General features: G+C 45.4%; 13 protein-coding genes. 2 read left to right on the top strand and 11 right to left on the bottom strand.

Annotation, left to right across the window (positions count from 1 at the left end; all coding sequences use genetic code 11):
- The 11 genes from WAK81_RS02905 to WAK81_RS02855 all read right to left on the bottom strand — a co-directional run.
- Positions 1–93: 3-oxoadipyl-CoA thiolase (locus tag WAK81_RS02905; protein WP_042069166.1), on the bottom strand; the 93-nt coding region annotated here is incomplete at its 3' end.
- Between the two features lie 130 nt (positions 94–223).
- The gene (locus WAK81_RS02900) at positions 224–877 is read right to left on the bottom strand and encodes a 3-oxoacid CoA-transferase subunit B (protein ID WP_422195612.1); all 654 of its coding nucleotides are present in this window, start codon (positions 875–877) and stop codon (positions 224–226) included.
- A gap of 19 nt (positions 878–896) precedes the next feature.
- Positions 897–1,568, bottom strand: coding sequence for a 3-oxoacid CoA-transferase subunit A (locus tag WAK81_RS02895; protein ID WP_004731110.1), 672 nt, complete (start codon positions 1,566–1,568; stop codon positions 897–899).
- Between the two features lie 37 nt (positions 1,569–1,605).
- Positions 1,606–2,826, bottom strand: coding sequence for a benzoate/H(+) symporter BenE (benE, locus tag WAK81_RS02890; RefSeq protein WP_422195611.1), 1,221 nt, complete (start codon positions 2,824–2,826; stop codon positions 1,606–1,608).
- A 58-nt stretch (positions 2,827–2,884) separates the two neighbouring features.
- Complete coding sequence (gene benD / locus WAK81_RS02885) at positions 2,885–3,670, bottom strand: benzoate diol dehydrogenase BenD (RefSeq protein ID WP_313565068.1); 786 nt, start codon at positions 3,668–3,670, stop codon at positions 2,885–2,887.
- Positions 3,671–3,687: 17 nt separating this feature from the next.
- Positions 3,688–4,704 (bottom strand): benzoate 1,2-dioxygenase electron transfer component BenC, encoded by a 1,017-nt coding sequence (gene benC / locus WAK81_RS02880; RefSeq protein ID WP_422195610.1) that lies wholly within the window; start codon positions 4,702–4,704, stop codon positions 3,688–3,690.
- Between the two features lie 89 nt (positions 4,705–4,793).
- Positions 4,794–5,285: a benzoate 1,2-dioxygenase small subunit gene (gene benB / locus WAK81_RS02875; RefSeq protein ID WP_422195609.1), complete on the bottom strand. Its 492-nt coding sequence runs from the start codon at positions 5,283–5,285 to the stop codon at positions 4,794–4,796.
- Entirely contained in the window at positions 5,282–6,670 is a 1,389-nt protein-coding gene (benA, locus tag WAK81_RS02870; RefSeq protein ID WP_422195608.1) for a benzoate 1,2-dioxygenase large subunit, read from the bottom strand. The genes benB and benA overlap by 4 nt, the downstream gene beginning before the upstream one ends.
- A 75-nt stretch (positions 6,671–6,745) precedes the next feature.
- Positions 6,746–7,666 (bottom strand): catechol 1,2-dioxygenase, encoded by a 921-nt coding sequence (catA, locus tag WAK81_RS02865; protein WP_422195607.1) that lies wholly within the window; start codon positions 7,664–7,666, stop codon positions 6,746–6,748.
- 149 nt (positions 7,667–7,815) lie between these two features.
- Positions 7,816–8,106 carry a muconolactone Delta-isomerase gene (catC, locus tag WAK81_RS02860; RefSeq protein ID WP_422195606.1) on the bottom strand — a complete coding sequence of 97 codons (291 nt, stop codon included), beginning with the start codon at positions 8,104–8,106 and terminating at the stop codon, positions 7,816–7,818.
- Positions 8,107–8,119: 13 nt separating this feature from the next.
- Positions 8,120–9,229: a muconate/chloromuconate family cycloisomerase gene (locus WAK81_RS02855; RefSeq protein WP_422195605.1), complete on the bottom strand. Its 1,110-nt coding sequence runs from the start codon at positions 9,227–9,229 to the stop codon at positions 8,120–8,122.
- A gap of 115 nt (positions 9,230–9,344) precedes the next feature.
- Between WAK81_RS02855 and WAK81_RS02850 the strand changes: the two genes are divergently transcribed.
- Both WAK81_RS02850 and WAK81_RS02845 read left to right on the top strand, forming a co-directional pair.
- Positions 9,345–10,259 carry a LysR substrate-binding domain-containing protein gene (locus WAK81_RS02850; protein WP_422195604.1) on the top strand — a complete coding sequence of 305 codons (915 nt, stop codon included), beginning with the start codon at positions 9,345–9,347 and terminating at the stop codon, positions 10,257–10,259.
- A gap of 219 nt (positions 10,260–10,478) precedes the next feature.
- Complete coding sequence (locus WAK81_RS02845; RefSeq protein ID WP_422195603.1) at positions 10,479–11,852, top strand: MFS transporter; 1,374 nt, start codon at positions 10,479–10,481, stop codon at positions 11,850–11,852.
- Positions 11,853–11,932 lie beyond the last annotated feature (80 nt).

Here is an 11,932-nt window from a genome sequence, read left to right as displayed (position 1 = left end):
CGCACCTAAGTCATCTGCACGGACAGGAGCGAGACCACCGGCATAACGGCCGAATGGGGTACGGATGGCATCGATAATATATGCATTTTTCATTTATTAAATCCTTAAAACCTTTTAATCCCCCTAGATCCCCCTTTAAAAAAGGGGAATTTTCCTCCCTTTCTTGCGCTGAGTTTTAAAAGCAGTGCTTTAAAACTCGCTCAGGGAGGTTAGGAGGGATTTTTTAACCCTGAGTCGCATCAATCAGTTTGGCACCGGTTAATGACTGCAATTCTTCAAATGACAGACCTTCGACTTTCTCAATCACTTTCATACCTTCAGGGGTGACATCAATCACGCACAAATCGGTATAGATACGGTCGACACATTTCAGGCCAGTAGCCGGATAAGACAGTTCAGCTACGATTTTTGGCTCGCCTTTTTTGTTCACGTGATCAGTCGTAATAAAGACTTTCTTTGCGCCAACAGCCAGATCCATCGCACCGCCAACTGCAGGAATTGCATCCGGTGCACCGGTATGCCAGTTGGCCAAGTCACCATTTTCAGCGACCTGGAACGCGCCCAATACGGCGATGTCTAAGTGACCGCCACGCATCATTGCGAAAGAATCGCCGTGATGGAAGAATGAACCGCCTTCAAGTAAAGTTACGAATTCTTTACCGGCATTAATCAGCTCAGGATCGCGGTCTTCTTCTGCAGGAGGAGGGCCGAAAGCCAACAGGCCATTTTCAGAATGCAGGAAGACGTCTTTATCGCTTGGCAGGTAGCTTGAAATCTTGGTCGGTAGGCCGATCCCCAAGTTGACATAGGCACCATCAGGAATGTCTTGTGCCACACGTTCAGCGATCTGGTCACGGGTCAGTTTGCTATAGCTCATTATTTCTCTCCGATGCCAATTATTGTGCAGGTTTAACTTGAACAACGTGTTGAACAAAAATTCCCGGGGTGATGATGTGCTCTGGATCCAGTGCACCCAGTTCAACCACTTCTGATACCTGAGCAATGGTCACATCAGCCGCCATCGCCATGATCGGGCCAAAGTTACGCGCAGATTTACGGTAGACCAGATTACCCCAACGGTCGCCTTTAGAGGCTTTAATTAAAGCAAAGTCGGCTTTGATTGGGTTTTCTAAAACGTAGTCTTTGCCTTCATAATTCATGGTTGGTTTGCCTTCCGCCAGCAACGTACCAAAACCGGTAGGCGTGTAGATTGGACCTAAGCCCATACCAGCCGCCTGAATACGGCAAGCCAGATTACCTTGCGGCACCAGTTCCAGTTCAATTTTTCCAGCACGATACAATTCGTCAAATACCCACGAGTCAGACTGACGCGGGAAAGAGCAAATGATTTTACGAACAGCGCCAGCTTTAAGCAGTTTTGCCAGACCATAGTCGCCATTACCGGCATTGTTGTTGACAATAATCAGGTCTTTAATGCCCAATTCGATCAGACCATCAATCAGTTCAGCAGGCTGCCCCGCTGTACCGAAACCACCGATCATAATGGTAGAACCGTCCTTGATCTGGGAGAGTGCTTCTTTCAATGATAATGAACTTTTATCTATCATAATCTGGTCCTTACATATCCTAAACTGATGGATGTCTTTAAACTCGTTTTGAATCTGATGCTGTAACCGGAACTGCGTTACGGTTTTTCTGTGACAGCAGAAAATGTGCTACCAAGCCAATGCAAATTCCCCAAAAGACTGAACTCAGTCCCAAGAAATGCATGCCGGAAGCAGTCGCTAAAAAGGTGATCAGTGCTGCATCACGTTGCGACTCTTTGCCCATTGCCACGGAAATGTTGGTGGCAATTGCACCGAGCAATGCCAGTCCTGCCAAAGCCGCAATCAACTCTTTTGGCATCAGGCTAAACAGCATGACGATGCTGCCGGCAAATAAGCCGCCTAAAATATAAAAAAGCCCATTCGCCACACCGGCGATATAACGCTTTTCTTTCAGCTCATGGGCATCTTTACCCAGACACAAAGCAGCCGTGATAGAGGCCAGTACGATGGTAATACCACCGACACAAGCCACTGCAAGCGAGGCAATACTGGTCGCACTGATAATCGGCTTGGCGGGCATGTCATAGCCACTGAGTTTGATAATCGCCATTCCCGGTAAAAACTGGCCAGACAGGCTGACCAGAATGAGCGGGAGAGCCAGATTCAGGGTCGAACTCCAGGTCCATTCCGGGGCAATAAATTGCGGAATCGCCAGACTAAAATCTGCCGTGACCGGGTTAATCTTGCCCAGTAACATGCTTAAAATCACACCGGCAACCAGCACCCAGACCATGGCATAACGTGGACTAAAACGCTTGGCCAGCAAAAATACCGCCAGCATGCCAAAGACGATATAGGGCATGGTATCGGTCGCGGTAAACAACCCTAAACCAAACTGCAGTAAAATCCCCGCCATCATTCCGGCAGCGACTTCCTGAGGAATCCAGGACAGCAATTTGTCGAAATAACCGGTGATCCCAATGAAAAAAATCACCACGGCAGAGGTGAAATAGGCAGCAACCGCTTCATTAAGCGAAATATCGGGAAACAGCGTAACTAATAAAGCCGTTCCGGGCGCAGACCAGGCGGTGACGACAGGTATTTTGTATTTAATCGATAAAAAGATACCTGCGAGCGCAGCCCCAATAGAAATTCCCCAAATCCATGAAATCATCATGTCTGGGGAAACCTGGGCTTGCTGTGCCGCCTGGAAAAAAATGATCAGTGGTCCTGAATAGGAAATCAGCACTGCTAAAAATCCTGCAACAGTCGCTGAAATTGACCAATCATTTTTTAATGTCTGAAACAGGGTATTCATTGGTGATGTGCCTCCTTGCGTCTAACCATGAGCCTGTTAAAAATCGTGATGATCAGGACTAGCCCTGATCTCCACCACCGACCGGTACCACTGTACCTGTCATATAAGATGATTCATCGGAAGCCAGGAATACAATTGCATTCACTTGCTCCTGAATCGTACCGTAGCGTCCCATAAACGTACGGTCAATGGTCTGATCAACCACTTGCTGCATCCATTCCTTTTCAGATTCAGTCAGTGGATTGGCATTGCGCGGTACTTTACGTGGTGGTGCTTCAGTGCCACCCGTCGCGATTGCATTGACACGGATACCATCTTTGGCATGTTCAAAGGCAAGGGAAGCGGTCAGGCCGTTCACACCACCTTTCGATGCCGAATATGGCACACGGTTAATGCCGCGTGTCGCAATAGAAGATACGTTTACAATCGTACCTTTCTGATTTTTAATCATTTCTGGAAGAACTGCGCGGCAGCACCACAGCGTCGGGAACAATGAACGGTTCACTTCCTTGATAATTTCTTCTTCAGAAAATTCTTCGAAAGGTTTCATCCAGATCGCGCCACCGACGTTGTTGATTAGCGCATCGACACGGCCATAGGTTTCTAGCGCTTTTTCAACGACTGATTGAGCACCAGCAAATGTTTCCAGATTGGCTTTGATGGTAATCGCATCACCGCCAGTCGCTTCAATTTCAGCCAGAACTTCTTCCACATAAGGGGAAAGGTCAGCCATAACGACTTGAGCACCTTCGCTCGCCACTTGCAGCGCGACACCGCGACCGATGCCTTGAGCGGCACCGGTCACGATGACGACTTTATTTTCAAATCTTTGACGATTAGACATTGAACAAATTCCCTCTATTAGTTGGCAGAGAATTTTTCAAACAGGAAGCTTGCAGGTTTTACGCCTTCAGCATCCAGCCAGCCGCGAACCGCTTCAACCATTGGTACAGGGCCACACAGGTAGACATCTACATCACCGCCATTCAGCCATTCGTTTTCAATATGACCGGTTACATAGCCTTTACGCTCATGTGCAGATTCTGGATTTGCTACTACAGTGCGGTATTCGAACCAAGGGAATTTTTCTTGCAGTTCGTTCAGCTTTTCAATGGCAACCAGGTCAAAGTCATTGGTCACACCAAACACTAAACGGACCGGATGCTCTGAACCTTTTTCTTCCAGCACTTGCAGCATTGACATGAATGGTGCAATACCTGTACCACCCGCCAGCATCAATACTGGACGGGTCACAGGACGCAGATAGAAGCTACCAAATGGACCGGTAAAAGTCATTTTGTCGCCAGCTTTGGCATTTTTGCTTAAGAATTCACTCATTTTGCCGTTCGGTACGTTACGTACCACGAAACCGGTCAAACGGTCGCTTGGTTTTGAGCTGAATGAATATGAACGGGTTTCTGTCGTGCCTGGAATACTAACATTGACATATTGACCTGCCAGGAAGTGAATGTCTGGTTGACCTTCGTCTAACTGGATGTCAAAAGTAATGGTCGAATCAGACAGGTTTTCGACACGAGCCAGCGTACCCTGGAATGCATGAATTTCAGTTTTGCAGACTTCTGAAGACGCCTGAATCTGGAAAACTGCATCTGAAGTTGGTTTACATTGGCAAGCCAGAATAAAGCCTTCAGCGGCTTCTTCAGGCGTTAAAGCATCTTCAATATAAGTTTCTTCAGGCATGTCATAAGAACCTGATTCACAAAACGCACGACACGTTCCACAAGCACCATCACGGCAGTCCAAAGGAATATTGATCTTTTGACGGTAGGCTGCATCTGACAGTGTTTCACCATCTGAAACAGAAATAAAACGTGTAACGCCATCTTCAAATTGAAGTGCAACATTGTGGTTTGACATGGCTGAATATCCTATATAAATCTTTGTAACTGAGCCTTTCAGCCAATTTTCCATCTGACCGAAAGGCATACCTGGCTGTATAAACAGTCTTAGAGGTGATAGATGTCGATAACCTGGTTGATGTAATCGTTTTTCAGTACCACGTATTTGCTTAAAATTTGCGGTTTATCGCCTGAGAAATCGATTTCATAACGAGACATACCGAAGTAGCTGTAACTTGTTTTGTAACGGAAGCTCAGAGTATTCCAGTTGAAACGTACGGTTACTTTGTCGCCATCACGTTCAATAATTTCAATATTGCTGATGTTATGACTGGTTCGTGTATCCGGCATGGTGGCAGACGAGCGTTCAGTCTTGATCCGGAACACGCGGTCTTCTAAACCTTGACGGTCTGGATAGTAAATCAACGAGATTTCAGACTGTGGATCTGTGGTCAGCTTGTCATCATCATCCCAGGCTGGCATCCAGAAAGACGCAGTAGGGGCATAACAAGTTAACCAGTCATCCCATTGTTCATCATCTAAAAAGCGGGCTTCTTGATACAGGAACTGAGCAATATTTTCTAAAGTGATGTCGCTCATGCGTTTTCTCCTTCAGTGGATGCTGCAATCTCTTTCTCAGTCGCAATACCTTTTTTGATCAGTTCTAACCAGTACTGATGTTGAGCCAGGTATAGACCTTCGTCTTCTGTTTTAACACCAGACAGTTTTGGTTTTAAACCGATTTCATTTGCTGCATCATCCGGGCCATGGATCCAGTGTTTTGAACCACGGCACATATCGTTCCATTCCAGTGCGATACCGGCATAACCAGCCTGACATGCACGGAATTCTTCAAGATCGTCTGGCGTTGCCATGCCTGATGCATTAAAGAAATCTTCATACTGACGGATACGACGTGTACGTGCTTCCGGCTCTTCGCCTACAGGTGCGATACAGTAGATCGTCACTTCAGTCTTATCGACAGAAATCGGGCGCAGTACACGAATTTGTGAACCGAACTGATCCATGAAGTAAACGTTTGGATAGATACACAGGTTACGTGAACGTTCGATCATCCACTTCGCCATGGCTTCGCCATATTGCGCAGTGTATTCATCTTTCTTGGCAAAGTTAGGACGGTCTTCCGGGTTAGCCCATTGAGTCCAAAGCAACATGTGACCATGTTCAAAGCCATAAGAACCACCGCCTTGTTTGCCCCATGAGCCTGCGCTCATGGCACGGATATTGTCACCCGCCTGTTTTTCTTTACGTTGCTGAGTGGTTGCAGCATAGTTCCAGTGCACAGCAGATACATGGTAACCATCGGCACCGTTTTCAGCAGTCAACTTCCAGTTACCTTCATAGGTATAAGTCGAAGCACCACGTAATACTTCCAGACCTTGCTCTGACTGACCCACGATCATGTCAATGATCTTGGTCGCTTCACCCAGATATTCTTCAAGAGAAGGAACGTCCGGATTCAAGCTACCAAACAGGAAGCCTTTATAGTTTTCAAAACGCGCTACTTTTTTCAGGTCATGGGAACCGTCTTTATTAAAACAGTCTGAATAACCTGCTTCAGCCGGATCTTTGACTTTCAATAACTTGCCAGAGTTGTTAAACGTCCAACCGTGGAATGGGCAAGTATAGGTCGCTTTGTTGCCTTTCTTGTTACGGCACAATTGTGCACCGCGGTGAGAACAGGCATTGATCATTGCATTTAGTTCACCTTGACGGTTACGTGCAATGATAATTGGTTGACGGCCAATATAAGTGGTGTAGAAATCGTTGTTGTTTGGAATCTGGCTTTCATGTGCCAAATAAACCCAGTTGCCTTCAAAGATGTACTTCATCTCTAGGTCAAACAGGGCTTGGTCTGTGAATACTGAACGGTGCAGTTTAAATTCACCAGATTCAAAATCATCTACCAGCAATTCGTCAATACGATCTAAATGGCTGGTGTTAATTACAGGGATACGAGGCATGTCCGTTCTCCGACTTTCCAAGGAGGGGAAGTCATCGGGATGTGCTTGGAGCAACATCCCGAATCCATTTTTGCATTAAGCGCTTGCGCGGCGACGTTCAACTTCAGTAGTAGGCGCGCCTTCTTTGTCTTTTTGAAGAACAACGTTGAACTGAATGTGTTTGAAAGGACCTTTCAAGCCACGACGAGCGATTTCAGCTTCATCAGTTACATCTTCAGCAACAGCAACTAGGCCTTCACGTGTACCGAATGCGAAGTCATCCCAAAGGTATTTATCACCTTCGATGTTGAATTGAGTAGTCAATTTACGGTGACCAGGTGCAGAGATGAAGTAGTGCACGTGAGCAGGGCGTTGACCGTGACGAGAGATCTGGTTTAATACACCTTGAAGTGGACCTTCAGGGTTCAAGCCATAACCTACAGGCATAGTGGTTTGCGCAACATATTGGCCGTTTTCATCAGCAAAGATTGAACGACGTAGATTGAAGTGAGATTGTGACTTATCAAAGAATGAATAGTTACCGTGGCTGTTTGCATGCCATACTTCAACTTTAGCACCTGGAACGATGTTGCCATCAGTATCAGTTACGGTACCGTCGATGATTAGCGTCGCGATTTTGCCTTCTTCAGAACCATCATCCATGCGTGCAAAGCCAACTGATTCTGGTGCGCCAGCAACATATAACGGACCTTCAATCGTACGTGGTGTACCACCAGTTAAACCTGCTTTCGCATCAGCTTCGTCAGCACGTAAGTCAAGGAAGTGTTCAAGACCTACTGCAGAACCCATCAATGCAAATTCATCCGCTTTTGCGATGTCAATAATGGTTTCAATGCCTTTCCAAACTTCAGACTGGCTTAAATCTAAGTCTTCAATCGCCTGGAATAAATCTGTAACTAAACGTACTAGTACCTGTTGTACGCGCGCATTCACTGGACCTTCTGCAGTGTCTACGTTACAAGTTTTAACAATGTTCTCAATCGTTTGACGATCCATTTTATTACTCCTAAGAATATATTTTTGGTGGCGCGCTGTTTAGCTTGCTCTGGCTGGCTAAATCTTGCTAGCCACAATCCTTGTTGAATTACTCTCTGGTCTTGCGTTGGGAAGGGAATAACGTTATTCCCATTTCCCGAAATTCTTACTTAACTGTCGTCATCACGAATTGAAGATGGGTGACGATTTAAAGCCATCACTTCAATATTCATATAAGGGTAGAGTGGTAAGCCCTGTAACAGGTTGTGCAACTCTTCATTGCTTTCAACATCAAAAATACTGATGTTTGAGTACTGGCCCGTGATGCGCCAGATATGACGCCATTTGCCTTGACGCTGCAATTCCTGTGAATAAGCCTTTTCAACAGCCTTAATTTCGTTTGCCTGTTCAACTGGCAGATCACGTGGAATGTTTACATCCATACGTACGTGGAAAAGCATGGGTTTCTCCTAATTACTGACGACGCAAGTTGTCAATCTTGTTTTCATCCAACTCAATCCCCAGACCTGGTCCTTTCGGAATCTCAAGTTCAAAGTTTTGATAGTTGAGCGGGGTTTTCAAAATATCTTCAGTCAGCAGTAGAGGACCAAACAGCTCGGTACCGAACGCCAGACTTTCAAAAGTAGAGAACACATGTGCCGAAGCAATCGTGCCCACCGGACCTTCCAGCATGGTGCCGCCATACAGGTCAATGCCGGCCAGTTTGGCAATCTTGCCCACTTCACAGCCTTCAATCAGGCCACCTGACTGGGCAACTTTGACCGCAAATACAGAAGAACCGTTTTGTTTGGCAATCTCATACGCTGAGTGTGGGCCCATTAACGATTCGTCTGCCATGATGGCAACATCAAAACGTCGGGTCAGACGGCGCATGGCGTCCAGGTTATCAATTGCACATGGCTGTTCTATTAAATCAACACCGCCATCTTGCAATAACTGAATACCTTTAATGGCTTCCAGTTCTGACCAGGCACGGTTGACATCCACACGGATCGAAACGTCTTTGCCTAAGGCTTTCTTAATTGCCAGAACATGTTCAACATCTTCTTCAACAGGACGAGAACCGATTTTGAGTTTGAAAATGTTGTGACGTTTTGCCGCAACCATTTTCTCTGCTTCAGCAATATCTTTTTCGGTATTACCAGAAGCCAATACCCAAAGAACTGGAATACTGTCACGTAAGCGGCCACCGAGGATTTCGCTTAATGGCAAACCTAAACGTTGTGCCTGAATGTCTAAAAGTGCAGTCTGAATCGCACATTTGGCAAAACGGTTACCATTAATATTCTTTTTGATTGCTTGTAATGTCTGTGCAACATTTAAACCGGATAATGTTTTTAAAAGAGGCGCAAAATAAGTTTCAATATTAACTTTTACGCTTTCCGGGCTTTCATCACCATAACCTAAGCCACCGATAGTTGTTGCTTCACCCCAACCGATGTAACCATCTTCAGTGGTGATTTTGACCAATACCAGGGTCTGGGTTTGCATCGTCGCCACTGCCATCTTGTGAGGGCGAATGGTTGGAATTTCTACCAGCAAGGTTTCAACTGACTTATACATAATACGGGTTCACATTCTTGCTTTAATGCTTTGACTTGATATACCTTAAAAGAATAATGTTGATTGGTCTAAGATCGATTTAGCATTTTTTTATACTTTAAAGGTATTCATGTCCATGGAACTCAGACATTTACGTTACTTCGTTGCCGTCGTCGAAGAACAAAGTTTTACCAAAGCGGCAGAAAAACTGTTTATTGCTCAACCACCTTTGAGCCGACAGATCCAAAATCTAGAGCAAGAACTCGATATTCAGCTATTTGAGCGTGGTAGTCGGCCGCTAAAAACTACCGAAGCCGGTCAATTTTTCTATCAGCATGCTGTTAAACTTTTGTCTAATGCTGAAGAAATAAAATCGATGACCAAACGGATTGGAATTGCTGATCGCACCATAACCATCGGTTTTGTTGGCTCTTTATTGTTTGGTTTGCTGTCGCGCATTCTGTTTTTATTCAAACAGCAGCATCCACATCTCAAGATCGAGATGATGGAGATGAATACCCATGAACAGATTCAGGCGCTGAAAGAAGGCCGGATTGATGTGGGTTTTGGGCGTCTAAGAATTTCAGATCCGGCAGTAAAACGAGTGTTGCTGCGTGAGGAACGGCTCATGGTCGCTGCACACTCCAGTCATAGCATGGCGCAACGGGTAGAAGGTTTAAATCTTTCTGAACTGGTTGATCAGCAACTGTTTTTATATCCCAATAGTGGCAAGGCGAATTTTGCCACCCAGGTACGTGGTATTTTTTCTGAGTATGGTCTGGAACCCAAAAATATCCGTATCGTACGTGAATTACAGTTGGCACTAGGCTTTGTAGCTGCCGGAGAAGGGATTTGTATCGTGCCGGAAAGTGCACAAAATATTAAACTGGCCCACCTAAACTTCATTCCGCTTCTAGATGAGTTCGCTGTCAGTCCAGTATTCATGGCCATCCGTAACATGGATGAAAGTGAATACATCCGCTATCTGTTTGATGCGGTCTATCAAGTCTATGATCTGGAAGCAATTAGGTACGATCGTTCAGTATTTTAATAGTTCAATCTAGAAGCGTGATCAATCCTGCACAGCGGATAAATTCATGCAAGCACAGGCTAAATTAAGATTATTATAATATATTTTATAATAAATTTAGTAACTTAGCTGCAGCCAGACTTTATAGGTATAGAAGCATGCCTATTCAGTTTTGGACATTCTTTCGCATTTTCTCCATTGTGGCATTCATAAATTGAACTTCACAATTTGGAGGTGGAGATGTCTACAAATAAAGTTAATATAAATACGCTGATTGATGAGGCAAAGTTTACGCCCTTTCATTGGGGGGTACTGATCTGGTGTTTGCTGATCATTATTTTTGATGGTTATGACCTGGTTATTTATGGAGTGGCATTGCCACTACTCATGCAGGAATGGTCTCTCAGTGCAGTACAAGCAGGGATGCTGGCCAGTACTGCCTTATTCGGGATGATGTTCGGTGCCATGAGTTTCGGAACCTTGTCCGATAAACTCGGCCGGAAAAAGACTATCATGATCTGTGTGGCTATTTTTAGTGGGTTTACCTTTATCGGTGCCTTTGCCACATCACCAGTCGAATTCGGAATTTTACGTTTCCTGGCTGGCCTTGGCATTGGCGGTGTCATGCCTAATGTGGTGGCATTGATGACCGAATATGCGCCTAAACGCATCCGCAGTACATTGGTTGCCCTGATGTTTAGTGGTTATGCCATTGGCGGGATGACTTCTGCGTTACTCGGTGCATGGTTGGTGCCACAATTTGGTTGGAAAATCATGTTCCTGCTTGCAGGCGTTCCATTGCTAATCTTACCGATTCTATGGAAATATCTGCCAGAATCCCTGATGTACCTGACCAACAAGCAACAGACGGCTCAAGCACACGATATTATTCAAAAGATTTCTCCGACACAGGTCATCACCAGTGACACCCAATTTGTACTGAATGAAGTGCAAAAAGGGGATGAAGCACCATTAAAAGCACTCTTTCAACAAGGCCGTAGCTTCAGTACCTTTATGTTCTGGCTGGCATTCTTTATGTGCCTGTTGATGGTCTACGCCTTGGGTAGCTGGTTGCCAAAACTGATGATTCAGGCAGGTTACTCGCTGGGTGCAAGTATGATCTTCCTGTTCGCCCTGAATATTGGTGGAATGGTAGGTGCCATTGGTGGTGGGTATCTCGCAGATAAATTCCATATCAAAAAAGTGCTGACCATTATGTTCTTATGCGGTGCCATTGCATTGATTCTGCTTGGCTTTAACAGTCCGCAATTCGTGCTGTATACCTTGATTGCTGTGGCAGGCGCTGCAACGATTGGCTCACAAATTCTGCTCTATACCTTTGTGGCGCAGTATTATCCATCGACGGTACGTTCTACCGGTATGGGCTGGGCATCTGGTATTGGACGTATTGGTGCGATTGTTGGGCCGGTACTCACTGGCGCTTTATTGACCATGAATTTACCGCATCAAATGAACTTCTTTGCAATTGCGATTCCTGGCGTGATTGCTGCGCTGGCAATTTTCCTGGTGAACTTAAAAACTTCCGTAGATGGCCAAGCCCTTGCAACGTCTAGTGTAAAGCCAAATTCATTGGCAAAAGAAGCGACACATTAAGTTAGATTTCAATCAATAAAGATAATATTCCCAATGATATAGATCGCCATCGTAACGGGTGGTGATCTGTTGCTAGAATC

The organism is Acinetobacter sp., assembly GCF_049284435.1.
In the GTDB taxonomy this organism is placed as follows: domain Bacteria; phylum Pseudomonadota; class Gammaproteobacteria; order Pseudomonadales; family Moraxellaceae; genus Acinetobacter.
Note: the sequence above shows the minus strand (reverse complement) of the source record. Positions and strands in the feature narration are given on the sequence as shown.

Coding starts and splice junctions, on each gene's coding strand:
- benD (WP_313565068.1), bottom strand. CDS start 3,670: ATGTCTAATCGTCAAAGATTTGAAAATAAAGTCGTCATCGTGACCGGT.
- benA (WP_422195608.1), bottom strand. CDS start 6,670: ATGCCTCGTATCCCTGTAATTAACACCAGCCATTTAGATCGTATTGAC.
- catC (WP_422195606.1), bottom strand. CDS start 8,106: ATGCTTTTCCACGTACGTATGGATGTAAACATTCCACGTGATCTGCCA.
- benC (WP_422195610.1), bottom strand. CDS start 4,704: ATGTCAAACCACAATGTTGCACTTCAATTTGAAGATGGCGTTACACGT.
- benB (WP_422195609.1), bottom strand. CDS start 5,285: ATGAGCGACATCACTTTAGAAAATATTGCTCAGTTCCTGTATCAAGAA.
- WAK81_RS02900 (WP_422195612.1), bottom strand. CDS start 877: ATGAGCTATAGCAAACTGACCCGTGACCAGATCGCTGAACGTGTGGCA.
- catA (WP_422195607.1), bottom strand. CDS start 7,666: ATGGATCGTCAAACGATTGAGAACATTGTTAAAACTTGTAACGTAGAC.
- benE (WP_422195611.1), bottom strand. CDS start 2,826: ATGAATACCCTGTTTCAGACATTAAAAAATGATTGGTCAATTTCAGCG.
- WAK81_RS02845 (WP_422195603.1), top strand. CDS start 10,479: ATGTCTACAAATAAAGTTAATATAAATACGCTGATTGATGAGGCAAAG.
- WAK81_RS02850 (WP_422195604.1), top strand. CDS start 9,345: ATGGAACTCAGACATTTACGTTACTTCGTTGCCGTCGTCGAAGAACAA.
- WAK81_RS02855 (WP_422195605.1), bottom strand. CDS start 9,229: ATGTATAAGTCAGTTGAAACCTTGCTGGTAGAAATTCCAACCATTCGC.
- WAK81_RS02895 (WP_004731110.1), bottom strand. CDS start 1,568: ATGATAGATAAAAGTTCATTATCATTGAAAGAAGCACTCTCCCAGATC.